Origin of the sequence: Haemophilus haemolyticus, from assembly GCF_003351405.1 — a bacterium.
GTDB classification, from domain to species: Bacteria; Pseudomonadota; Gammaproteobacteria; order Enterobacterales; family Pasteurellaceae; genus Haemophilus; species Haemophilus haemolyticus_N.
The window spans coordinates 1659703-1685614 of record NZ_CP031240.1; the positions used below are offsets into that span (position 1 = coordinate 1659703).

At 36.4% G+C, this 25912-nt stretch carries 20 protein-coding genes and 1 pseudogene; 20 read left to right on the forward strand and 1 reads right to left on the reverse strand.

Annotated features, from left to right (window positions below; genetic code table 11):
- The 6 genes from pheT to DV427_RS08310 all read left to right on the forward strand — a co-directional run bounded on the left by pheT (position 1) and on the right by DV427_RS08310 (position 5899).
- The gene (pheT, locus tag DV427_RS08285) at positions 1-2388 is read left to right on the forward strand and encodes a phenylalanine--tRNA ligase subunit beta (RefSeq protein ID WP_114891988.1); all 2388 of its coding nucleotides are present in this window, start codon (positions 1-3) and stop codon (positions 2386-2388) included.
- Between the two features lies 1 nt (position 2389).
- A complete protein-coding gene (locus tag DV427_RS08290; RefSeq protein ID WP_005662477.1) occupies positions 2390-2680 on the forward strand; it encodes an integration host factor subunit alpha in 291 nt (96 codons plus the stop codon).
- Positions 2681-2732: 52 nt separating this feature from the next.
- A complete protein-coding gene (locus DV427_RS08295) occupies positions 2733-3218 on the forward strand; it encodes an NlpC/P60 family protein (RefSeq protein ID WP_046950270.1) in 486 nt (161 codons plus the stop codon).
- A gap of 64 nt (positions 3219-3282) precedes the next feature.
- Positions 3283-4236, forward strand: coding sequence for a helix-turn-helix transcriptional regulator (locus tag DV427_RS08300; protein WP_114891989.1), 954 nt, complete (start codon positions 3283-3285; stop codon positions 4234-4236).
- A 58-nt stretch (positions 4237-4294) separates the two neighbouring features.
- Entirely contained in the window at positions 4295-5185 is an 891-nt protein-coding gene (locus tag DV427_RS08305; RefSeq protein ID WP_114891990.1) for a 5' nucleotidase, NT5C type, read from the forward strand.
- A gap of 3 nt (positions 5186-5188) precedes the next feature.
- On the forward strand, positions 5189-5899 hold the full coding sequence (locus DV427_RS08310; RefSeq protein ID WP_114891991.1) for an SIR2 family NAD-dependent protein deacylase: 711 nt from the start codon (positions 5189-5191) through the stop codon (positions 5897-5899).
- A 51-nt stretch (positions 5900-5950) separates the two neighbouring features.
- On the opposite strand, the gene DV427_RS08315 is transcribed toward DV427_RS08310, so the two are convergent.
- A complete protein-coding gene (locus DV427_RS08315) occupies positions 5951-6952 on the reverse strand; it encodes a virulence RhuM family protein/type II toxin-antitoxin system death-on-curing family toxin (RefSeq protein WP_114891992.1) in 1002 nt (333 codons plus the stop codon).
- A 218-nt stretch (positions 6953-7170) separates the two neighbouring features.
- On the opposite strand from DV427_RS08315, the gene DV427_RS08320 reads away from it, so the two are divergent.
- The 14 genes and pseudogenes from DV427_RS08320 (at position 7171) to recD (ending at position 25896) form a co-directional block, all read left to right on the forward strand.
- On the forward strand, positions 7171-7371 hold the full coding sequence (locus DV427_RS08320) for a DNA translocase FtsK (protein WP_009500514.1): 201 nt from the start codon (positions 7171-7173) through the stop codon (positions 7369-7371).
- Positions 7368-8213, forward strand: coding sequence for an SIR2 family NAD-dependent protein deacylase (locus tag DV427_RS08325; protein ID WP_114891993.1), 846 nt, complete (start codon positions 7368-7370; stop codon positions 8211-8213). Before DV427_RS08320 ends, DV427_RS08325 begins: the two co-directional genes overlap by 4 nt.
- Entirely contained in the window at positions 8213-8965 is a 753-nt protein-coding gene (locus tag DV427_RS08330) for a PP2C family protein-serine/threonine phosphatase (RefSeq protein ID WP_005709237.1), read from the forward strand. Before DV427_RS08325 ends, DV427_RS08330 begins: the two co-directional genes overlap by 1 nt.
- A gap of 38 nt (positions 8966-9003) precedes the next feature.
- Positions 9004-10374 (forward strand): DUF262 domain-containing protein, encoded by a 1371-nt coding sequence (locus tag DV427_RS08335; protein WP_114891994.1) that lies wholly within the window; start codon positions 9004-9006, stop codon positions 10372-10374.
- A 1-nt stretch (position 10375) separates the two neighbouring features.
- A complete protein-coding gene (locus DV427_RS08340; protein WP_114891995.1) occupies positions 10376-12364 on the forward strand; it encodes a DUF262 domain-containing protein in 1989 nt (662 codons plus the stop codon).
- 78 nt (positions 12365-12442) lie between these two features.
- A pseudogene (locus DV427_RS08345) lies at positions 12443-14498 on the forward strand (AAA family ATPase).
- A 204-nt stretch (positions 14499-14702) separates the two neighbouring features.
- Entirely contained in the window at positions 14703-16382 is a 1680-nt protein-coding gene (locus DV427_RS08350) for a solute:sodium symporter family transporter (protein ID WP_005628694.1), read from the forward strand.
- Positions 16382-17827 (forward strand): sulfatase family protein, encoded by a 1446-nt coding sequence (locus DV427_RS08355; protein WP_114891996.1) that lies wholly within the window; start codon positions 16382-16384, stop codon positions 17825-17827. Before DV427_RS08350 ends, DV427_RS08355 begins: the two co-directional genes overlap by 1 nt.
- Positions 17828-17911: 84 nt before the next feature.
- The gene (locus DV427_RS08360; protein WP_114891997.1) at positions 17912-18724 is read left to right on the forward strand and encodes a D-hexose-6-phosphate mutarotase; all 813 of its coding nucleotides are present in this window, start codon (positions 17912-17914) and stop codon (positions 18722-18724) included.
- A gap of 213 nt (positions 18725-18937) precedes the next feature.
- Entirely contained in the window at positions 18938-19399 is a 462-nt protein-coding gene (infC, locus tag DV427_RS08365; RefSeq protein ID WP_479680568.1) for a translation initiation factor IF-3, read from the forward strand.
- A gap of 210 nt (positions 19400-19609) precedes the next feature.
- On the forward strand, positions 19610-19807 hold the full coding sequence (gene rpmI / locus DV427_RS08370; protein WP_005596065.1) for a 50S ribosomal protein L35: 198 nt from the start codon (positions 19610-19612) through the stop codon (positions 19805-19807).
- A 65-nt stretch (positions 19808-19872) separates the two neighbouring features.
- Complete coding sequence (gene rplT, locus DV427_RS08375) at positions 19873-20226, forward strand: 50S ribosomal protein L20 (protein WP_005596075.1); 354 nt, start codon at positions 19873-19875, stop codon at positions 20224-20226.
- Between the two features lie 112 nt (positions 20227-20338).
- A complete protein-coding gene (gene recB, locus DV427_RS08380; protein WP_114891998.1) occupies positions 20339-23974 on the forward strand; it encodes an exodeoxyribonuclease V subunit beta in 3636 nt (1211 codons plus the stop codon).
- Positions 23974-25896 carry an exodeoxyribonuclease V subunit alpha gene (recD, locus tag DV427_RS08385; protein ID WP_114891999.1) on the forward strand — a complete coding sequence of 641 codons (1923 nt, stop codon included), beginning with the start codon at positions 23974-23976 and terminating at the stop codon, positions 25894-25896. The genes recB and recD overlap by 1 nt, the downstream gene beginning before the upstream one ends.
- Positions 25897-25912 lie beyond the last annotated feature (16 nt).

Here is a 25912-nt window from a genome sequence, read left to right on the forward strand (position 1 = left end):
ATGAAATTTAGTGAACAGTGGGTAAGAGAATGGGTGAACCCTGCGGTGTCCACCGAGCAATTATGCGAGCAAATTACCATGCTTGGCTTAGAAGTAGATGGCGTGGAAAGCGTTGCGGGTAAATTTAACGGTGTCATTGTTGGTGAAGTGGTGGAATGTGCACAACATCCAGATGCGGATAAATTACGTGTAACTAAAGTGAACGTAGGCGGTGATCGTTTATTGGATATCGTGTGTGGTGCACCAAATTGTCGTCAAGGCTTAAAAGTCGCTTGCGCAACAGAAGGTGCGGTATTACCGGGCGATTTCAAAATTAAGAAAACGAAATTACGCGGTCAACCATCAGAAGGAATGCTTTGTTCATTTTCTGAATTAGGTATTGATGTTGAAGCTGACGGTATTATTGAATTGCCAGCTGATGCGCCAATCGGTACAGATTTACGTGAATATTTAGGTTTAAATGATAATGCCATCGAAATTAGCTTAACGCCAAACCGAGCGGATTGTTTAAGTATTGCAGGTATTGCGCGTGAAATTGGCGTGGTAAATAAACAGCCGGTAAATCAACCGCACTTTGAAGCAGTTCCAGCAACAATTTCTGATAAAGTTCAAATTGATTTACAAGCTCCAGAAGCGTGCCCTCGTTATTTATTGCGTGCGGTGAAAAACGTTAATGTGAAGGCTGAATCGCCAATGTGGATGCAAGAAAAATTGCGTCGTTGCGGTATTCGTTCTATTGATCCAATTGTTGATATTACTAACTACATTTTGCTTGAGCTTGGTCAGCCAATGCATGCGTTTGATGCGGCTAAAGTTGCACAACCTGTTCAAGTTCGCTTAGCGAAAGAGGGTGAGGAATTAGTATTATTAGATGGCTCAACCGCAAAACTTCAATCAAATACTTTATTAATTGCTGACCAAAATGGTCCTTTAGCAATGGCAGGAATCTTTGGTGGTGCAGCCAGTGGCGTGAATAGCGAAACGAAAGATGTAATTTTAGAATCCGCATTTTTCGCTCCATTAGCGATTGCAGGCCGAGCAAGACAATATGGTTTACATACGGATGCATCACACCGTTTTGAACGTGGTGTAGATTTTGAATTAGCGCGTAAAGCAATGGAACGAGCAACCGCATTATTGCTTGAAATCTGTGGTGGTGAAGCGGGTGAGATTTGTGAAGCAAGCAGTGAAGCTCATCTTCCTAAAGTTAATACTGTTCAACTTCGCCGTAGTAAATTAGATGCACTTTTAGGTCATCATATTGAAACAGAAAGCGTAACAGAAATTTTCCACCGTCTTGGTTTCGATGTTACTTATGCAAATGATATTTGGACAGTAACTTCTGCAAGCTGGCGTTTTGATATTGAAATTGAAGAAGATTTAATTGAGGAAGTGGCACGTATTTATGGTTATAACAGCATTCCAAATAATGCACCATTAGCGCATCTCCGCATGCGTGAGCACAAAGAATCTGATTTAGATTTAGCTCGAATTAAGACCGCACTTGTGGATGCAGATTATCAAGAAGCCATTACTTATAGCTTTGTGGATCCAAAAATTCAAAGTTTATTACATCCACATCAAGAAGCACTTGTTTTGCCAAACCCAATTTCTGTGGAAATGTCCGCAATGCGCGTGTCTTTAATGAGTGGTTTATTAGGTGCAGTGCTTTATAACCAAAATCGCCAACAATCCCGCGTTCGTTTATTTGAAACAGGATTACGTTTTGTGCCAGATGCCAATGCTGAATTTGGCGTGCGTCAAGAATTTGTTTTAAGTGCGGTGATTACTGGAACGGCAAAATCTGAACATTGGGCAGGTAAAGCAGAGTCTGTTGATTTCTTTAATCTTAAAGGCGATTTAGAATCAGTACTTTCTTTAACAGAAGGTGGTAATAGAGTTCGTTTTGTTGCAAAACAATTTGATGCATTACACCCTGGCCAATCTGCTGCTATTGAATTAGATGGTCAAGAAATTGGTTTTATTGGTGCAATTCATCCATCTATTAGCCAAAAACTTGGCTTAAATGGCAAAACTTTTGTATTTGAAATTCTTTGGAATGCAATTGCGGCACGTAATGTGGTACAAGCAAAAGAAATTTCTAAATTCCCAGCAAACCGTCGTGATTTAGCTTTAGTCGTAGCAGATAACGTACCAGCAGGGGAATTAATCGCAGCCTGTAAACAAGCAGGTGGCGAAAAATTGGTGCAAGTGAACTTGTTCGATGTATATCAAGGTGTGGGTGTTGCTGAAGGCTATAAGAGCTTAGCTATTAGCTTAACTGTCCAAGATAATGAAAAAACACTTGAAGATGAAGAAATTAATGCAGTGATTTCAGCAGTATTAGCGGAGGTAAAACAACGCTTTAATGCTGAATTAAGGGATTAATATGGCTACGATAACCAAAATTGATATTATTGAATATTTAAGTGATAAATATCAGTTATCTAAATACGATACGAAAAATGTGGTGGAGAACTTTTTAGAAGAGATTCGTTCATCGCTAGAATCTGGTCATGATGTAAAATTATCAGGATTTGGTAATTTTGAACTACGTGATAAGTCATCTCGCCCAGGGCGTAACCCGAAAACTGGTGATGTTGTGCCGGTTTCTGCTCGCCGAGTGGTGACATTTAAACCAGGGCAAAAGTTACGTGCTCGTGTGGAAAAAACTAAATAGTAAGCAACAAAAAGTGCGGTGAATTTCTACCGCACTTTTCATATGAAAAGGTATGAAAGTATATAAATCATTTTTAATCGCTACTGCCTCGCTGTTTTTATTCGCTTGTTCCAGTTTTCAAAACGATGATTATGCGATGAACTATAAAGGCCAAATAGGCGATCCTATTATGGCCATAGCCATGTTGAGCGAACAACAACATGAATGGGCAGGAACGCCTTATGTGCTCGGTGGTGTTTCACGTCGTGGCGTAGATTGTTCTGGTTTTGTGCAGAAAACTTTCTTCGATCGTTTTAATCTTCGTTTACCAAGAAGTACAACTGAGCAAGCCAATTATGGTAAACATGTCCGCAAAGAAGATATTCAAACGGGTGATTTAATTTTCTTTAAAACCGGCCGCGGCCCTAATGGCTATCATGTGGGGATTTATGTAAAAGAAGACAAATTCCTTCATGCTTCCACTAGAGGGGGAGTCGTCTATTCTTCAATGAATAACCCTTATTGGTCGAAAGCCTTCTGGCAAGTCAGACGGATTTAAAAAGTATAATGCTGGAATTTTCCAGCATTTTTTATAATGATTTTTTTCAAATTTGGGAGATAAAATGTCCTCAAACTTAACAGCACTTCAAATTCAACTTGAAATTTTACGCCTTATTCCAAAAACACGTTTTATTACTGCCGAAGAAATCTTACAAAAACTTGCTGATATTGGCGTTCAACGTGATATTCGTTCAATTCAACGCCAGCTAGAAAGTTTGTCTCAACAATTTGAAATTGAGCGTGATATGCGTGATAAACCTTATGGCTACCGATGGAAATCAAATGCTAAAGGCTTAGATTTACCGATTTTAAATGAACAGCAATCACTTGTGCTTATGCTTGCTAAACAATATCTTAATGGCATTTTGCCTTCTAGCATTATGAGCTCAATGGAAGCGTTCTTTCAACAGGCCGAATATAATTTGGTTTATGACAGCCATAAAAAATCAGGGGCAGAATGGCTTAATAAAGTTGCTATTGCGCCAACTAGTCAGCCGTTATTACCTGCCAAAATCAATCCAGAAATTTTTTCTCAAATTAGCACCGCACTTTATCAAAATCGATTTTTACAGGTGCATTATCGGAGTATTCACGGTAAAGAACATAAGGCACAGGTTAAGCCATTGGCTTTGGTACAACAAGGACCAAGCAGCTATTTAGTCGCACAATATGAGAATGGTGATATTTTACACTTGGCTTTGCATCGTTTGCTTAAGGTAATAGTGAGTACAATGATATTTGAACGCCCTGATTTTAATTTGAAATCTTATGTAGAAAGCCAAAAGTTTGGTTTTACCTATGGTCGAAAAATTCGATTAACTTTCCGTATTAATAAAGATATTGGTGGATTTTTAACAGAAACACCATTATCAACAGATCAAACAGTAAAAGATTCTGGGGATGATTATGAAATTTCAGCAACTGTGATCGAAAGTCAAATGCTGGAGTGGTGGATAGCTCACTTTGGTGAAAATTATCAAGAAATTGAGCGAGTATATTTAGAAGAAACAGTATAACGACATAAATTGTCGCTTTGCGCTTTATGATAAATCTATCTGAAGAGAGGACATTCAAATGAAACAGATTGTGTACATTGATATGGATAATGTGATGGTAGATTTTCCATCAGGTATTGCAAAACTAGATGATAAAACCAAGCGAGAATATGAAGGTCGATATGATGAAGTAGAGGGTATTTTTAGCTTAATGGAGCCAATGCCTAACGCGATTTGTGCGGTGCATAAATTGATGAAAAAATATCATATTTATGTGCTTTCTACTGCTCCTTGGCATAATCCTTCCGCTTGGAGTGATAAAGTAAAATGGATTCAACATTATTTCGGTGAAGAAAAAGGTTCAGCCTTATATAAACGATTGATTTTATCCCATCATAAAAATCTCAACCAAGGCGATTATTTAATTGATGATCGCACTAAAAATGGTGCTGGCAAATTTCAAGGAGAACATGTTCATTTTGGTACAGAACAATTTGCTAATTGGAATTGTGTCTTATCTTACTTAGGCTGTGGACCTTTTACACCAAGTGATGTGTTGCAAGATTGTTTGAAAAAGCCAGCCGCCCTCGTGCAAGTTGAAACTGAGGAGCAAAGCCGAGTCATTGGTACTTTTGCGGATCGCTATAAATGGCAAGTGTTTAATTTGGCATGTGTTTATGCAGATGAAACAGCAACCGAACACAGAACGATTTATTTAATTATCAGCCCTTATCTCAGTGATGAATTTAAAATGCGTATTGAAGCTATGTGTGCTCATATTCAAGCGAAATATGAAGTGTTATTACGCTCAAAATCACTGCTAAAACAATATTTCCAACGCCTTTCAGAGAAGCCATTCTTGCATATTGAAAGCTATAATTATCAACCACTTTATAAAGCGGGAAATTCTTTAGGTATGATGGGAAGGGATAGAGCGATTGATGAAATTTTACAACAAAAAGGAGCGTGAAAAATGACAGTGAAAAATAAACCAATTTGCGTGGTATTAACGGGCGCTGGAATTAGTGCTGAAAGTGGTATTCCTACTTTTAGAGCGGAAGATGGCTTATGGGCTGGGCATAAAGTAGAAGAAGTTTGTACACCCGAAGCCTTAAAGAAAAACCGTGCAAAAGTATTGGCGTTTTATAATGAACGACGCCGTAATGCTCAAGCTGCAGAGCCAAATGCTGCACACTTAGCTTTGGTTGAATTGGAAGAGTTTTATGAAGTTCATATAATTACCCAAAATGTGGATGATTTACATGAGCGAGCGGGAAGTACTAACGTACTCCATTTACATGGTGAACTGAACAAAGCTCGCAGTAGTTTTAATACCGATTACATTGTTCCATGTTTGGGTGATCAACTGTTAGAGGATAAGGATAATCACGGTCATCCAATGCGTCCACATATAGTCTTTTTTGGGGAAAATGTACCCATGTTTCCTAAAGCAGAAAAGCTAGTGAAAAAGGCAGATATTGTGATTGTTATTGGCACTTCATTACAGGTTTATCCCGCTAATGGATTGGTAAATCTCGCTCCATATGGTTCACTTATCTATTTGATTGATCTAAATCCCAATACAGGATTTGTCCGTAAGAAAGTGATTGCAATAAAAGAAAAAGCGGGTGAGGGCGTTCCGAAAGTGATCGCTGAGTTATTGGAGAAAATTAAAAAATCATAGAAAAACAACCGCACTTTTTAAATAAATAGCGACTTCGGTCGCTATTTATCATTACTTATCTTGCTTATGTTTAAGCATATGCATAATAAGCCTAATAAGCGTTTCTTTTTGTTTCGGATCAGATTCTGCAACTAATAAAGTGAGCGCTGCAAGCCCAGTATCATTGATAACTGGATGCCCATTATGATCAAACAAACGCACATTTCTATGTAAGAAATCTACAAATAAAAATGCACCACTACGTTTATTACCATCTGAAAAAGGATGATTCTTGACGACAAAATAAAGTAAATGCGCTGCTTTTGCTTCAATGCTTGGATAAGCGGGTTCACCAAATACACTTTGATCTAAATTACCTAGAATCGCAGATAAGCCATTATCTCGTTCACGTCCAAACAGATCACTTGCTTCACCTTTTTCCATCAGCTGTGATTTTAACTCTGCTAGTGCAGAACAGGCTTCGGCATAAGTCGGTAATGTACCACCTTGCTGTGTTTGTGGTTCAGTAAGTAAACCTTCATCATATTGTTGTAGCCATAAAAAGGTATGCGTATAACGGCTGACAATATCCACTAATCCACGACCGCTTTCTAGCGTTAATTCCGCTGAATTTGCCGTTTTTTGAATAAGCGCAAGTGCTTGTTCTAATTCGTGAGCATTTTGCTGTAAACGTTTTTGGTTAATAGTATAGCCTTGAGTCAGATACTCTTTTAAACGTGCAGTTGCCCAAATTCTAAAATTTGTTGCAGACTTAGACTTCACTCGATAGCCTACAGAAATAATAGCATCCAGATTATAATGTTTAACCTTACGAGTAACTTGCCTTTTTCCTTCTTGTCGAACTACCGAGAAATCCTCGGTAGTTAAATTTTCATCAAGTTCTGCTTCATTAAAAATATTTTTTAAGTGTAGGCTTATGTTATCTGAGCTAGTATCAAAAATATTTGCCATCTGCGCCTGGGAAAGCCAAACGGTGTCATTTTCAAATCTTACTTCCACTTGCGTTGTGCCATCTTGAGCTTGGTAAATTTCAATCGGATTTTGGTTATTCATATTTTTTCCTTAATAAAGTTACATGTATATATAACCAGATAAATATACATATTGCAATAAGGATAATCTTATTTGTAAAAGATCTTTTAAAAATAACCGCTTTCAACATTCGCAAACGACACAAATTGTCGCTTCCTTTCATATAATTTCTCCATAAAGAGAAATTCTTTACTTCTTACATATTTATAAAGCCTTTAATTAAGAAAAAGGAGCAAATAATGGCAATGAAAGTAATTATGGCAAGAGATCCACTTTTTGAGGATGTAAAAAAATATGTGCAACAACAAAAATTTGCATCTTGTTCAATGATTCAACGCAGATTTATGTTGGGTTTTAATCGAGCTGGGCAAATTTTAGAACAGTTGGAACAAGCGGGTATTATTTCACCAATGAAAAATGGACAGAGAAAAGTATTATGAAAAATGATTTAAATTATGCACTAGAACTTATTCGCAAAGCGGATGGCATTTTAATTACAGCTGGTGCGGGTATGAGCGTGGATTCTGGGCTGCCCGATTTCCGCAGCGTTGGTGGATTTTGGAATGCTTATCCTATGTTTAAAGAACATAATATATCTTTTGAAGACATCGCGACACCACTAGCTTATAAGCATAATCAGGAACTTGCCTATTGGTTTTATGGGCATCGATTAGTTCAATACCGAAATACTATTCCTCACGAAGGGTATCAGATTTTAAAACGCTGGGCGGGAGCTAAATCTCACGGATATTTTGTTTTTACGAGTAATGTTGATGGGCATTTTCAAAAGGCTGGTTTTGATGATAGCCATGTTTATGAAGTACACGGTACTTTGGAGCGTCTTCAGTGTGTCAATAATTGTCGAGGATTAAGTCGGTCTGCATCAAGTTTTCAACCTGTCGTGGACAATGAAAACTTATGTTTAACCAGTGAAAAACCACATTGTCCTTATTGTGGGGGCTTTGCTCGTCAAAATGTACTAATGTTTAATGATTGGAGTTACGCAAGTCAATATCAGGATTTTAAAAAAGTGCGGTTAGAATCGTGGTTAAAAGAAGTGCAAAATCTCGTCGTCATCGAACTGGGGGCAGGGAAAGCCATTCCAACTGTGCGTCGCTTTTCTGAGCGTACGGCGAAAGCAAAAAAGGGCGGATTTATCCGTATTAACCCACAAGATGAAGGTGTGCCGAAAATGCACTTTTTAAGTCTAGAAATGAAAGCGTTAGATGCCCTAAAAGCGATTGATAGCCTTCTAAATCCTTCTCAACAAGCGGTTGAATAATGGAAAATTTTTGCGAAATTACCTTCTGCCAACAAATTGGCAGCAACAAGCGACACAACCAAGATGCTCTTTTTAATGGCGAAGCGGTGTTTCAATATAAACTCAAAACAGCTGAAAAATGTCTTGAAAACCGACCGCACTTTATTGTGGGCGTGGCAGATGGAATTTCCAATAACAACCGACCTGAAAAAGCGAGCAAATTGGCTATGCAATTATTAAGCAAAATGGAAAGCCTAAGTCGCCAAACGATCTACGATTTACAATCCAGTTTATCAGCAGAATTAGCGGAGGATTATTTCGGTTCGGCGACCACGTTTGTGGCTGCCGAAATTGATCAAATTACCCGTAAAGCGAAAATTCTGAGCGTAGGCGACAGTCGTGCTTATTTGATTGATACTCAAGGAAACTGGCAACAGATTACCCAAGATCATTCAATTCTTTCTGAATTATTGGCTGATTTCCTCGATAAAAAAGAAGACGATTTTGCCACGATTTATGGTGGCGTTTCTTCTTGTTTAGTCGCCGATTATTCTGAATTTCAAGATAAAATTTTTTATCAAGAAACTGAAATTCAGCAAGGAGAAAGTTTATTACTTTGCTCTGATGGATTAACAGATGGCCTTTCTGCTGAAGTAAGAGAAAAGATTTGGAAACAATATGATAATGATAAATCAAGATTGACTGTTTGCCGTAAATTAATTGCTAAACAAGGATTTTATGATGATTTATCGGTTATAATCTGTGCATTTTGATTTATATTATAAAAATATTCTAAGGAACCCAAATTATTATGAGTGAAGAAAAAGCAAAAATACTCAAGATTAAAGATGTATTTGATTTGAAGTTGAGCATTCCTGATTATCAAAGACCATATAAATGGACAATAAAACACGTTCAACAATTACTTGATGATTTACTGACACATTTCCGTAATCAACAACAAGTTTATCGAATTGGAACAGTGGTAATACATAAATATAATGAAGAAAACAAAGAAACTAAAAAAATTGAAGAAAAGTTAGATATTGTTGATGGTCAGCAACGTTTAATTACGCTTTCATTATTACTTTATTATTTGAATAATGAAAAAAAATTCATGGATAAGTCTTTATTAGATGAGGGTGTAGCACATACTCTTAGTAAGAGTAATATAATTAATAATTATAATTTTATTAAAAATTATTCTATTTCCCATAAGGAAGCATTTAAAAAGTATCTTTTAGAAATTTGTGAGATGGTTTATGTTGAATTAGATGATTTAGACGAAGCCTTCCAATTTTTTGACTCACAAAACTCAAGAGGGAAACCTTTAGAATCTTATGATTTGCTGAAAGCTTATCATTTACGAGAAATGGAAGATAAGCCAAAAGAGATTATTCATCATTGTGTTGAACGTTGGGAGAAATCTGCACTTTCTCAAGAAATTAATAACTTAGATAAAATTATCAACTATATTCTTTTTAGATTACGCCGATGGCACTATCAAGAAAGCGGAGAGGTTTTTACATCGGACGAGCTAGAGACATTTAAAGGTGTATCAGAAGGTGCTACCTATCCTTATCTTAGTCCACTGTTTTCAACAAAGGTTGTAGAGAAATTAGCACAACAAAATCCTATGTTTTATCATCCAAGATTTGTGAAGACAAGTTTTCAAACAATACAAACTCTAATAAATGGAGAGCAATTTTTTGATTATGTTCAGTATTATTCTGAGCTCTATGAAAAATTATTTAAAGAAGGAAGTGGGCTTGTTGATAAAGTGAAAAAAATTAACGGTAAAGATATAGAAAAAGGCGTAAATACTTTTCTTAACAATCAAGAGTATTGCTATCGAGTAGGGGATAAATATTTGAAAAATTTATTCGAATGTACCGTATTATTCTATTTTGATAAATTTGGTGAAGTATATTTAGATGAATTTATAAGTAAAGCATTTTTATGGGTTTACCTGATTCGCTTTAAACATCAACGTATCCCATTTAAAACAGTAGAAGATGAAGCTTGCTCAAAAAGTGGATTACTTTCCCATATAGAGCGTTCTTTAACACCATCTCAAGTATTAAAATATCCTTTAAGACTCTCGTTAATTAAAGATACAGTAGCTTTTCCAAATGTAAATGGAAATATAGATGGTAAAATAAAAGAAGTTTTTGGAGTATAAGATGACTAATAATATAAAATATGTAAAAACATTAACCGTGTCTGATTTATTTGATAATGATAATAAATGTAACTATATTATTCCAATCTACCAGCGTAATTATGCTTGGGGTGATAATGAAATTAGTTCATTACTTCAAGATATAAAAAATGCTTGTGAAAAAAATAAAGAACAAGATAAAAAATATTATATTGGAAGCTTAGTTGTCTATCGCCGAGAAAATGATGATTTTGAAGTGATTGATGGCCAGCAAAGACTAACAACACTTACGTTAATAATGCATCATCTTGGCAAATTAGGTTTTAGAAATGTTTTTTTTGAACATCGAGATGAATCTGAACAAGCATTATCCAATCTTAATTCTGAAAAATTACCAAGTAATTTTTCACAAGCATTAAAAACAATTAAGAAAGTAATTGATGAATGGGGGAATAATAAAGATGAAATTGTAAAGTTCCTTTTGGATAAAGTTGAAATCATTCGAACTGAAGTGCCAGAAGGTACAGATTTAAACTATTATTTCGAAATTATGAATACACGTGGAGAACAGCTTGAAAAGCATGAAATTCTAAAAGCTCGTTTGATGAAGGAGTTGCCAATATCTGAGCAATCATTATTTGCAAAAATCTGGGATGCTTGTTCTGATATGAGTCGTTATGTTGTTACGGGGGTTAACTCTGAGTTAAGAGAAGTCATTTTTGGTAATGATTGGCAGAAAACACCTAGAGTTTTTAGAAAGGAAATTTTAAAAGTAGCCAATGAACTTAATAGAGGTAAAGGAAATAAAGAAGAGGACGGAAAGAAAATCGTAGATCTTCTTGATAGCAAGAAAAAAATAGAAATAAAAGATGGGTATTTAGAAGATAAATATGATGGTGCATTTACTTCAGTAATTAATTTTCCTAATTTCTTAATGCATGTTTTAAGAATTTATTTAGAAGAATATAATAAAGATCAAGATTTTACTCAAAATGTGTCATTAGATGAGAAGTTCTTATTAAAGTCTTACGAAGAAAGCTTTAAAGATAATGATAGGGAAGTTAGAAAGTTCATTTTTGTTTTATTTACTTGTCGCTATCTTTTTGATCGTTATGTTATCAAATCTAGCACAATTAGAACTGGAGAAGAAAATTGGTCGTTATGGAAGATTATGCGTAGTAGTTCAAATTATTACTATAAAAATTCATTTAGTGACAATACTGAAAATAAAAATGATGATGAAGAACTTAAGGATAGTGATCCTACAAAAAAAGCAGTGATGTTACTTTCAATGTTCCATGTTTCTAACACATCTCATAGTTATAAAAATTGGTTGTATGCTGTATTACGTTGGTTATTTAAGAATAAGGATAATATAACTCCCAGTAACTATATTGATTTTCTAGAAGATCTTTGTGATAAATTCTATTTTGGTAATAACTGCCAAGGAAAAGATATTACAGATATTATATTGGATAAAGTAGAATTTGAATTAAACTCAGGAGATAAAAAAGATTGGGATGATGGAGTAAATGTTCCTAACTTTATATTTAATCGATTAGATTATCAGTTATGGAAATTTTTCCACGAACAAGAACAAGAACAAGAACAAAAAGTAGAAATTTTGTCAGAAAATGACAAATGGTTAACTATTAAAAATAAAGAGGCTATTTGGAAAAAATTTAGATTTACATTCAGAAGTTCTGTTGAGCATCATTATCCACAGCACCCTTCAGAAGAACATGAGTTAGAGAGATTAGAGAAAAAGACTTTAGATAATTTTGGTAACTTGTATTTGTTATCTCAAAGTAAAAACTCTCGTTTAAGCAATTTAACACCTGAAGCTAAATGTACTTATTATCAAGATGAAAATTATGATAGTCTAAAACAGGCTTTAATGATGGAAAAAACAAAAGAGCTTAATAATTGGAAAACTGAGGAGATATTAAAGCATGGGGAAGAGATGTGGATGTTGTTAAACACACCAATTCCCAATATTTCTAAATCATAACGACACAATCTGTCGCTCTACTTCTTAAACTATGCTCAAACCCATTAGGTTTGAGCATTTTTTATTGGAGTAATGATTATGTCTAAATTCAAACTTAACCCACCATCAGTTTCCCCTTATACCGAAAAATTAATGTTGCAACTTTTATTAGAATATCAAGGATTCGCAGAGGTTTTTAATGAAAATGTTTGGCACTATGACAATATTGCAGCGGCTTTAGGTTTACCGAGTGAAATGGAGCGTTGCGATGATTTTCGTTCGAAAGTAAAAAAATTATTACAAGCACGAAATAAAACGTTGCCAAAATTGACCGCTCTTTATACAAACGAGAATCCAATTATTGAACAAAATATTGATACGCTGACCCAATTATTATCATTGAATACTACTGAGCAGACGCTTTTCCGTTTATCGGTTCAGCTACGCTTAGATGAGCCGTTGAAAAAATTGAGCGAGGCATTACCAAAATCTAATTTGGTAGGGGTAAGTGAGTTATTATCAAATTTATTTGGTTTGCCAAAATCAGACATTATTTCTGCCTTAAAAGATAAGGGAAAACTATTAGGTTATGGCTTGCTTGAACGAAACTATAATCCAGATAGGTTCCATGACTATTTGGATTGGGGAAAAATGTTAGATTTTGATGAATTCATCTCAGAACCATTAAATGAACAGGTGTTATTAAAAGTTTGTACAAAACTAGCTATTGAGCCTAGTTTGAGTTTAGACGATTTTGCTCATTTAAACGAGATGAAAACAATGATGTTGGATTATCTTCAGTCCTCATTTGCTACTCATAGAAAGGGGGCGAATATTTTAATTTATGGTGCGCCAGGTACAGGCAAAACGGAGTTGGCCACTTTGTTGGGGAAAGTGTTGAGCGTTTCGGTAAATAATATTACCTACATGGATGAAGATGGGGATGTGATTAGCGCTGAAGATCGTTTGAATAAATGCCGTTTTGCGCAAAAGGTATTAGAAGGGCAATCTTCGTTATTGATTTTTGATGAAATAGAAGATGTTTTTCGTGCTGGTTTCTTTGAGTGTTCAATAGCGCAGAAAAATAAAGCTTGGATGAATCAGTTATTGGAAAATAATAACGTGCCGATGATTTGGTTATCGAATTCGGTTTCTGGCATAGATCCTGCTTTTTTACGTCGCTTTGATCTTATTTTAGAAATGCCACCAGATTTGCCATTGAAAAATAAGTCAGCACTGATTACGCAACTGACTGAGGGAAAATTAAGCCCGGCCTATGTGCAGCATTTTGCTAAAGTGCGGTCATTAACGCCTGCGATTTTAAGTCGCACAATTCGGGTGGCAAAGGAACTCAATACATCAAATTTTGCGGAGACGTTGCTCATGATGTTTAATCAAACATTAAAATCGCAAAATAAACCGAAAATAGAACTACTTGTTTTAAGCAAAGCCGACTATAACTTGGATTATGTAGCTTGTAATGACAATATTCATCGTATTAGTGAAGGGTTAAAACGGTCGAAAAAAGGGCGAATTTGTTGCTATGGTCCGCCAAGGAACTGGAAAAACTGCTTGGGCAGCATGGCTTGCAGAACAGTTGGAGATGCCGTTGTTGCTAAGACAAGGCTCAGATTTACTTAATCCTTATGTGGGCGGAACAGAACAAAATATTTCTCAAGCCTTTGAACAAGCGAAAGCTGATAATGCGTTATTGGTGTTAGATGAAGTGGATACGTTCTTATTTTCTCGAGAGGGTGCAAATCGAAGCTGGGAACGTTCACAAGTGAATGAAATGTTGACACAAATTGAACGCTTTGAGGGCTTGATGGTAGTATCGACAAATTTAATTGAGGTACTCGATCCAGCTGCCTTACGTCGTTTTGATTTAAAATTGAAGTTTGATTATTTAACTCTTAAACAACGTTTAGATTTTGCTAAACAACAAGCGGAAATTTTAGGGTTGCCATTGTTATCGAAAGAGGATTTAAGTCAGATTGAATCGCTTAATCTGCTGACGCCTGGAGATTTTGCTGCGGTGGCTCGTCGTCACCAATTTTCTCCTTTTCAAAAGGTGCAGGATTGGTTGAGTGCATTACAAGGTGAATGTGAAGTGAAACCAGCGTTTTCTGCAACGACAAGGCGGATAGGGTTCTAATTAAAGTGCGGTCAAAATTTTTATGGTTTTTTGACCGCATTTTTTATTGTTTCTTCAACTGCCAGAAAATAAAAACCATTGAATTTATCTTCAATTATTATTTCTGTGATCCACCTCACAATCTTAATATGACAATTATCATAACCCTTTAGAGAGCATTATATTATCTTTACGCTATGTTGATCGATATAGGGAGGACAACATATGCTCATGACGATACTCAGCTTCCTCATTGTAACTGGTGTGGTTGCTTATATTTCTTGGTTAAAAACAAAAGGGGATGATTTAAGTACATCCAAAGGGTATTTCTTAGCTGGCCGTGGGTTAGGTGGGTTAGTGATAGGGTGCTCAATGGTATTAACTTCACTCTCAACAGAACAACTGATTGGCGTAAATGCGGTCTCTTATAAAGGAAACTTTTCAATTATCGCATGGACCGTTCCAACGGTTATTCCACTTTGTTTCTTGGCGCTTTATATGTTGCCGAAATATTTGCGTAACGGTTACACAACAGTGCCAGAATTTTTTGAAAGCCGTTTTGACCGTCAAACACGCTTGATTATGTCAACATTATTCTTAGTGTTTTATCTTTTCATCGTAATTCCAACCGCACTTTACACTGGTGCAATCGCCTTCAATAAAATCTTCAACTTAGAAACCGCATTTGGTTTAAGCTATGGGGCAGCTATAACTTACACGGTCATTGCCATTGGTGTTGTAGGCGCTATTTATGCGATTTTTGGTGGTTTGAAAGCGGTGGCGGTATCAGACACGATTAATGCGGTGATTTTAGTCATTGGCGCATTGCTTGTCCCATTCTTTGCTTTGATGTATTTAGGCGATGGCAGTTTCTCTGAAGGTTTACATACAATCACAACAACGCACATTGAAAAATGGAATGCGATTGGTAGCGAAACCGATGCCACACCTTGGCCAACGATTTTCACCGGTATTATGGTTGTTCACTTTTTCTATTGGACAACGAACCAAGCTATTGTACAACGTTGCTTAGGTGCGAAAGATTTACAATCAGGTCAAAAAGGTATTTTGATCGCAGCATTATTCTTATTAACTTTACCGATCATTTTAAACCTTCCTGGTTTATTGAGTTTCCATATTTTAGGTGAAGGCGTAAATCCAATTGATGCCTCTTATCCATTATTAGTAAACAAAGTATTACCAACTTGGTTACAAGGTTTCTTTATTGCCGCATTATTTGGCGCAATTTTAAGTACCTTTAACTCATTCTTAAATTCAGCAGCAACCATTTACTGTAAAGACTTATTACCTTCTATCAGCAAAAAAGTGCGGTCAGAAGAAGAATTAATTTCTTATGCGAAAAAAGTTTCTACCATTATGGCCATTGTCACTATGATTTTCGCTCCGTTACTCATGTTTGGTACAGATGGTATCTTCTTAATCACTAAACGTTTTGCAGGATTTGTGAATATTCCAATCGTTGCTTTATTTGCCGTAGGTATGTTTAACAAAACTGTATCTGGCAAAGCAGCACGTATCGCTTTACTTGCTCACGTTATCTTGTACTTCTGCATCGTTTGGGTGTTTAATGTCAAAATCAACTTTGTGTATGTTATGGGCGGATTATTTGTATTTGATGTCGTATTAATGCTCATCTTAGGACAATTCTTACGCCGTGAACCTTACATTGAAAACAAAGAAAACTTAGGTAACGTAGATTTAACTAACTGGAAATACTTAAAAGTAACCAGCGTATCTTTAATCTTGGGTTTACTTGCGCTTTACACTTTCCTTTCACCACTTGGTATGGCATCAGAATCTGGCAATCCATCAATGGTACTTGGCGTATGGGCGGTATTACAAATTATCGTGTTATTTGTTGTACGAGATAAAGAGGCTAAATAATGAACATTATTTATATTCTACTGGATCAAATTCGTAAAGATATGTTGGGGCCTTATGGTCACCAAATTGTGAAAACCCCGAATTTAGATCGTTTGGCAAAAGATGGCGTTCGCTTTAATAACGCCTTTACTCCAGCATCTGTTTGCGGGCCTGCACGCACTTCACTTTTTACTGGATTAATGCCGTCGTCCCACGGCATTATTAAAAATGGGGAAAAAGGCGGTATAGGTGAAATTAGTCAAGAAAAACCGAATATCGGTAAATTAGCTGGCTATAACACTTATGTTGTAGGGAAATGGCACGTAGGTACTAAATCCGTACCCGAAGATTACGGGATTAAAGGCCATAACTTTGATGGTTATGGCTATCCCGGCAGTGGAGTATATAAAAATTTAGTCTTCAACCAACCACCAACACATTCTAATCGTTATAAAGAATGGTTAGAAGAAAAGGGGTATGAAATCCCAGAAGTAAGCCGCGCCTACTTTGGTGATAACCCACATTTAAGAGTACAAGAACTCTGCGGTTTACTCTCAGGCACAAAAGATCAAACTATCCCTTATTTCATCATTGATGAAGCGAAAAAATATATTCAAGAATCATTAGATGAAGGCAAACCATTCTTTGCATGGATAAACTTCTGGGGACCTCACACGCCTTGTATCGTGCCAGAACCTTATTATTCTATGTATAGAAAAGAGGATGTGATACTTGATAAAAGTTTCTTTAAACCGTTAGAGGGCAAACCAGGGCATTTCCGCACAATTTCAAAAATGTGGGGAATGTGGGAGGCGAGCGAAGATCATTGGAAAGAGGTCATCACAAAATTCTGGGGGTATATCACCTTAATTGATGATGCAATCGGTGAATTATTCGATTACTTAGAAAAAAATGGCCTTTATGACCGCACTTTCTTGGTAGCAACCGCAGATCATGGTGATGCAATGGGCGCGCATCGAATGATTGAAAAAGGTGAATTTATGTTTGATGCCACCTACAACATTCCGATGATTATCAAAGACCCAAATTCAGACCGAGTCAATCAAGAAGATGATAACTTTATCTATCTTCACGACTTAACCTCGACAGTTTTTGATTTAGCTAATCAAAAAGTTCCTGAAAGTTTTGAAGGGCAGAGTATTCTCCCGATTATGCGCCAACACCAAGATAACCAAAGAAAAGGTGTACTTGGTCAGCTTGCGGGGCATTTTGTGTATTTTGAACAACGTATGTGGCGTCGTAAAGATTACAAACTCGTATTTAATGCGACTGATGTTTGTGAACTTTACAACATCCGTAACGATCCGGAAGAAATGCACAATTTATTCTATGATTCACAATATAACAGCATCAAAAAAGAGATGTTGGAAGAAATGCGCGCAGAGATGAAACGTTTGAATGATCCACTGGAAAATTGGGTTTATCGAATTATTGACGAAATTTAATCAAAGTCGTAGATTAAGGGCGTATCTAATACGCCCTTTGTTATCTCTGAACCTTATTTATCTTTTAAAACCACAGGAATAAACATGAAAACAACATTACTAAAAACACTGACACCAGAGCTTCACCTTATTCAACATAACAACATCCCAGTTCTTCACTTAAAACATGCGGTTGGAACGGCAAAAATTTCCTTGCAAGGGGCACAGCTTATTAGTTGGAAACCGCAAAATGCGAAGCAAGATGTATTATGGTTAAGTGAAGTAGAACCATTCGAAAATGGCAATGCTATTCGTGGTGGTGTACCGATTTGTTATCCCTGGTTTGGTGGCGTAAAACAACCTGCACACGGCACAGCTCGTATTCGTTTATGGCAGTTGAGTCATTACGACATTTCAGCACATAAAGTGCGGTTAGAATTTGAGTTGTTTTCTGATTTAAATATTATCGAAGCTAAAATTGTAATGGTATTTACTGACAAATGTCATTTAACTTTTACACATTATGGCGAAGAACCTGCGCAAGCAGCATTGCATACCTATTTCAATATTGGAGATATTAATCAAGTGGAAGTACAAGGTTTACCTGAAACTTGTTTTAATAGTTTAAACCAACAACAAGAAAACGTTCCGTCACCGCGTCACATTTCTGAAAATGTGGATTGCATTTATTCTGCAGAAAAAATGCAGAATCAAATTGTAGATAAAAGTTTTAATCGTACGATTGCACTGCATCATCATAATGCAAGCCAATTTGTCCTTTGGAATCCTTGGCATAAAAAGACGAGTGGAATGAGTGAAATTGGCTATCAAACGATGTTGTGCTTAGAAACTGCTCGCATTCATCATTTGCTTGAATTTGGCGAAAGTTTAAGCGTAGAAATTTCGCTCAAAGGCTAAATTTTGTTGCATAAGTGGTGTGAATACTATAGAATTCGCGGGATTTTGCTCGTTCTTTGCGGGCAATAAATTTGAAATCTTTTATTTTTAGCGAAAAGATTTTTACTATTAACCAATAGAAGGAATACGATTATTAAAACCGTAAAAAAAGCGCCGGCAGTAAATCGCCCAAACCGTATCAATGAAGAGATTCGTGTAAAAGAAGTTCGTTTAATTGACCAAGATGGTGAACAAGCAGGGATTGTTTCTATTCAACAAGCCCTAGAAATGGCAGAGCAAGCAGAGCTTGATCTTGTTGAAATTAGCCCAAATGCTGAGCCACCGGTTTGTCGCATTATGAACTACGGTAAATTCCTTTACGAAAAAAGTAAAACCGCTAAAGAACAAAAGAAAAAACAAAAAGTTGTGCAAGTTAAGGAAATTAAATTCCGTCCAGGCACAGATGAAGGTGACTATCAAGTTAAATTACGCAGCTTAATCCGTTTCTTAGAAGACGGTGACAAAGCGAAAATTACCGTGCGTTTCCGTGGTCGTGAAATGGCTCACCAAGACATTGGTTTTGATGTGTTAGAGCGCGTAAAAAATGATTTAGCTGAAATTTCTGTCGTTGAATCTGCACCAGGTAAATTAGAAGGCCGTCAGGCTGTAATGGTGTTAGCACCTAAGAAAAAATAAGAATTTTGCTGAGATTTCTCAGCAAATCTTTTTGTTTAAGTTTGACTTAAATGAAAAGACAACTGCATGTTGGGCACACTACGCAGCCTAACTGCTTTTGAAAAGGCAATTTAATTTGCCTTATGATGGAAATGATCAGTGCTTCCAAGTAACTTTTTAAGTTCGCCTGATTATGTTGTTTTAAACGAAAAATGCGGAGTTATTTTAACAATGCCTAAAATCAAAACAGTACGCGGCGCAGCGAAGCGCTTCAAAAAAACTGCTTCTGGTGGTTTCAAGCGTAAACAATCTCACTTACGTCATATTTTGACTAAAAAAACAACTAAACGTAAACGTCATTTACGTCATAAATCAATGGTTGCGAAAGCAGACCAAGTTTTAGTAGTAGCTTGCTTACCATACGCATAAGCCGTTATTTAAGCAAAACGTACGATTAGTTCATTTTAGAAAAATATTACATAGGAGATTAAATAATGGCTCGTGTAAAACGTGGTGTTATTGCAAGAGCACGCCATAAGAAAGTTCTTAAGGCTGCTAAAGGTTATTATGGTGCACGTTCACGCGTGTATCGCGTTGCTTTCCAAGCGGTGATCAAAGCTGGTCAATACGCATATCGTGACCGTCGTCAACGTAAACGTCAATTCCGTCAATTATGGATTGCACGTATCAACGCTGCAGCGCGTCAAAATGGTTTATCTTACAGCAAATTCATCAACGGCTTGAAAAAAGCATCTGTTGAGATCGACCGTAAGATTCTTGCTGATATCGCTGTATTCGACAAAGTAGCGTTCGCTGCATTAGTTGAAAAAGCAAAATCTGCACTTTAATTTTTTAAAGTTTAGATAAAAAAGAATTAGGACGCTGAAAAGCGTCCTTTTTTTGCATTTTTAACTTCAAATTTTGTAAAATAATGCCATTAGTTCTCATCTGTTAAAATCTATGTCCGAAACAATCCCACTAAATCCTATCACGTTGCCTTTAAATCAAATTAGCTTAATCGAAGCATCCGCTGGTACAGGGAAAACATATACTATTGGCTCTTTATATCTACGACTTTTATTAAAGGCGGGGGAAAATAACTTTTCTCGTCCGTTAAATGTGGAAGAAATTCTGGTGGTAACCTTTACGGAAATGGCGACAGAGGAACTTAAGAAAAAAATTCGTGAGCGTATAACAGATGCGATTGATAAACTCACAGCCTTTGCAGAAACCCAAGATAAATCCGCATTTAAAAATGATGAATTTCTTATCGCACTTTGTCAGGATTTGGATATTTTTGAGGCTATTCATCGCTTAAAATTAGCTGAGCAAAATATGGATTTGGCGGCGATTTATACCATTCACGGTTTTTGTCGCCGTATGTTGATGCAATATGCTTTCCATTCTGGCATTCACTTCAATTTAGAATTAATTAAAGATCAATCTGATTTATTAGCTCGTTTTGCTAATGAATTTTGGCGAGAACATTTTTATCCGTTGGATTTTGAATCTTCGAATTTTATTGCGGCAGAATTAGTATCACCAGAAAATGTGTTGTCTTTGTTGAAAGCGGATTTAGGTAAAGATTTGAATGTTGAGATTGAAAATAAACAGGCGTTATCTGTATCTATGCAAATTTTTTTACAGCAATATCTTGGTGGTCGTCAAAAGGCTTTGAATGAATTAAAGGCCTTTTGGTTGGAAAATGCGGATGAAATTTCACTGATTATTACCAATGAACTGGAGAAAGATTATCCAAAAGATCAGTTGAAATCGTTAAATCGTAAAAAGTACCAAGTAAAGCGTTTAGAGGATTGGATTAATAAAATCAATCAATGGTCAAATAATTCTAGAGATTATCAAATTAATACCACATTGAAAGAGTATTTTCTACAATCATCTATTGAGAAAAATTACGAAGAACAAACTGATAAAAATAAAGATAAAAAACCGGCAACGCCTTTTTATGCACCGATTTTTGAAGAGCTTGAAAAGAGAGTTAATGCTTTAATATCCCCAGATTTACTTCGTAGAATCATTCTTTATTATTATCGACAAGGCTTACAACAAAAACTTTTAGACTATAAACTTAATCATCAAGAAAAATCCTTTGATGATTTATTGCGTTTGCTTTGTGAAGCCTTGCAAGGTGCGCAAGGAGATAAATTAGCGGAAATGATTCGTTTCCAATATCCTTTTGCGATGATTGATGAATTTCAGGATACGGATTCACAACAGTACGCTATTTTTTCAAAAATTTATCGTGATAATCCCGAAAAAAATACCGGTTTTATTATGATTGGCGATCCGAAGCAGGCGATTTATCGTTTCCGTGGCGCAGATATTTTTACTTATCTAAAAGCATCGGACGAAGCCGAATCTCGCTTTGAACTCACTAAAAATTATCGTTCAGAGAAGCATTTGGTTGATGGCGTCAATGCTTTATTTGATTTTCCTCAATCGCCATTTATTTATCAAAATATTAACTTTACTGCTGTTGATTCTCGTGATGATCATCTGCGATTTTATTTAAACGGTAAGGCAGAACCTGCTTATCGTTTTTATTTAACTGAAAGTGACAAAGTGAATAAAACTGAAATGGCAAAAATATGTGCTATTTCTATTCAACATTGGCTAAAAAGTGCGGCAGAAAATCAGGCAGTTTTTCAAAACGAAGATACCTGTAAAACATTGCAACCGGCAAATATTGCTGTTCTTGTAAAAAATCGTTACGAAGCTGCTGATGTTATTCAAGAGTTACAAAAACTTGGTATTGCCTCCGTTTATCTTTCAGATCAAAGTAGTGTTTTTGATAGCCATGTGGCAGTGGAATTACTCAGAATTTTAAAAGCTTGCCTAAATGTTGCTGAGCGTCCAATTTTGAATGCGATTGCGACCGCACTTTTCGGTTTAAATGCAGCGGATATTCATCAAATTCAGCAAAATGAGGCAGACTGGCAGCGTTGGGCAGATAGCTTTGCTCAATACCAACAAACTTGGCAACGCCAAGGAATATTGGTCATGCTCCACCAAATTTTATTGGAACAAGGCATTTCAGAACGCTTATTAAGCCAAGCAACGGGCGAGCGAGATTTAACGGATTTCCTACATTTGGCAGAAATTTTACAACAAGCTGCCACGCTACACGAAAGTGAAGCGGCATTACTCAGTTGGTTTGAAAAACAAATTCAAGGCGAAGGTCGGCAAGAGGCTCAAATTCGTTTAGAAAGCGAACGCCAGTTGGTAAAAATCGTGAGTATCCATAAATCCAAAGGCTTAGAATACGATTTAGTTTGGCTACCATTTTTAGCTGTACCAAGCAAAATTCCAACGGCTGGTGACATGAATATTTATTATTCTAAAGAACGAGATGAAACCTTATGGGATATAGAAAATCGCAATTTGAAGGCACTTTATGAAGAAACTTTTGCGGAAGAGTTACGTTTACTTTATGTGGCTTTAACGCGTGCCAAATATCAAATGGCATTCGCTTTGCCTGCGCAATTTGATAAAAAATGGAATGCCTTACATTATGTATTAAGCCAAGGTGAAATAGGTAAGGAAATAGCCTTATCAGCACCTAAAGATACCGAGACGTTGTTGCAAGCCTTTAAAGAAAAAATGCAAGATAATGTGGAAATCTGCACTAAGCCAAATCTAGAGGCTTTTCCGGCTTTATCAACCAATACAAAAAATGATGATCTTAAAGCCGCAGAATTTACGGGCAATATTGAGCAAGATTGGCGAATAACCAGTTTTACTTCAATTGAACAAGGTCATCGCCGCCAGCATTATTTCACTGAAAGTGCGGGTAAAAAACACGCTGTTTTTGATGACGCAAAAGATTACGATAGCCAAAATGCTATTGAAATGTCCACCGCACTTTTAAACGAAAATGAATCAAATATTTTAGATTTGCCACGAGGTAAACAAGTCGGGACTGCATTACATCGTCATTTTGAAAATTGCTATTTTTCTGATTTAGCAAATACCGAAGAAATTGACACATTAAGACAATCCCTACAATTAGATGAAACCTTTACAGAACCGCTACAATATTGGCTACAACAGATTTCACGTACACCACTTTCTAATGAAATAGGAATAGCATTGGCTGATTTGGCAAATAAAGATTGCATTAAAGAAATGCCATTTTATCTGGCTATTCGGGAACATTTTGATGTTGATGCGTTTAATCACGCGTTGAAAATCCATCATCATTTGCCAAGCGAGCCACTTCAATTTGAACAAATTCAGGGCATGGTGAGAGGTTCAATTGACTTAGTTTTCCGCCATAATGGGAAATATTATCTTGTCGATTATAAATCTAATTTCTTAGGTTCAACTCTGTCTGATTACAATCACGAGGCATTAAAAAAAGAAATGTTACACAGTCACTATGATTGGCAATATTTAATTTATACGCTGGCATTACATCGTTATTTGCAAAGCGTTGTGCCTCATTACGATTATGCGCGAGATTTCGGTGGGGTATTTTATCTTTTCTTACGTGGAATGAATGGTGAGCCACAATCTGGCGTATTTTATGATCATCCAAGCGTTGAATTAATCACAGAATTAGACGGGGTGTTTTAATGTTATCCGTATTACAAAAACTTAAAGAGCAGGGCATTATTTCTCAAGGTGATTATTATTTTGCTAAGTTGATAGCTGATAAACAATGCCATACGGATTATGCAGAACCAGTCAAAAATTTAGCTATATTATTAGCCGCACTTTGTAACTGGCGTTATACACAGGGAAATACTTGCAGCCAATTAGATCGCTATTTAGAACATAATTTATTTGGCTTGGCTTATCGCACCACAGAAGAAGATTATTTAGCTGAAATTCGTGAAAAGATTGGTTATTTAGCTGTGGAAGATTGGCAAAATGCGTTGTGCGGGCATATGGCATTTACGCAAGATCCCCTCAATCAAATTGCGCCAATGGCATTTCAATTTGGCGCGTTGTATTTCTATCGCGCTTGGCAAGATGAATTCCGTATCGCGCAATATATAAAAAACACCTTAAAAAATAACCGCACTTTAGCCTTTTCTTATGATGAAATTCGTCAAAAATTAGATAAATATTTCCCTGAAAAACAGGAAAAAACAGATTGGCAAAAAGTGGCAGTAGCAACAGCGATTAAAAGCCCATTTTCGATTATTACAGGCGGTCCAGGAACAGGAAAAACCACGACAGTTACGCGTTTATTGCTCGTTCTACAAGAATTATTTGATTGTAAATTACATATCAAATTGGTTGCGCCGACTGGCAAGGCAGCCTCTCGTTTGGAAGACTCGATTAAAAATGCGTTAGGTTTTATGCAAGAAAAAATGAATTTATCCGATTCACTTTTCAATGCGATTCCACAAAAAGCCAGTACCTTGCATAGTTTACTGGGCGTGAATGCCTTTAATGATTACACTCGGTATAACAGTAATAATCCTTTGCAGTTAGATGTGTTAGTTGTCGATGAAACATCAATGATTGATTTGCCGATGATGGCAAAACTTATCAATGCGTTAAAGCCTGAAACTCGATTAATTTTATTAGGCGATCAGGCGCAATTAGCCTCTGTTGAGGCGGGGGCAGTATTGGGGGAATTGGCACAATTTGTTACTCAACCTTATAGTCATGAACAAGCTTCATATTTACAAGCGACAACAGGCTACAAAATCGAAGGTTCTGATTGTTCAAATCCTATACGTGATTGCTTATGCCATCTAACAGAAAGTCGCCGTTTTGATAAAGATTCAGGTATTGGTAAGTTGGCTGAATTTATTCAAAAAGGCAAAGCAGACGATAGTCTTGGGTTATTTGAATACTATCCACAAGAATTGCACTTTAATGCCTTAAATGATGAAAGCGATGCTGTTAATCAAGTGGTGAAAAGTGCGGTGGAAAATTACCGCACTTTCTTAAAAATGTTGGACGATTTGCGTAAACAAAAAATTGATCCTAATGCTAAAAATGAACAAGGCATTTCCTATGCCGAAACTATTCAAGCACAATTTAATTCTGTGAGATTTTTAACCGCACTTCGTAATAACAATTTAGGAGTTGAAAATCTCAATAAAGAAATCGCGTTAGCGTTGCGAGAGGAAAAATTGCTTTGGTTCCGTAATGAACAAGATTGGTATATCGGCAAGCCAATTATGATTACTGAAAACGATCATAATGTTCGCCTTTATAACGGCGATATTGGACTTTGCTTGGCAAATGGCAAAGTATGGTTTGGCAATCGAGAAGTGCTGACAAGCCGAATTCCAGCACATGAACCCGCTTTTATGATGACGATTCATAAATCTCAAGGTTCCGAATTTGAACACACTGTAATGGTGCTTCCAACAGAAGTGAATCCAGTATTGTCGCGAGAATTAGTTTTCACGGGCGTGACTCGTGCGAAAAAAGAACTCACTATATTTGCCGATGAAAAAATATGGAAAACAGCAATTCGCCAAACAGTGAGACGCCAGAGCGGATTGGGGAGATTATTGGAAGAGTTGAAATAGTCAAAAAGGCGGAATA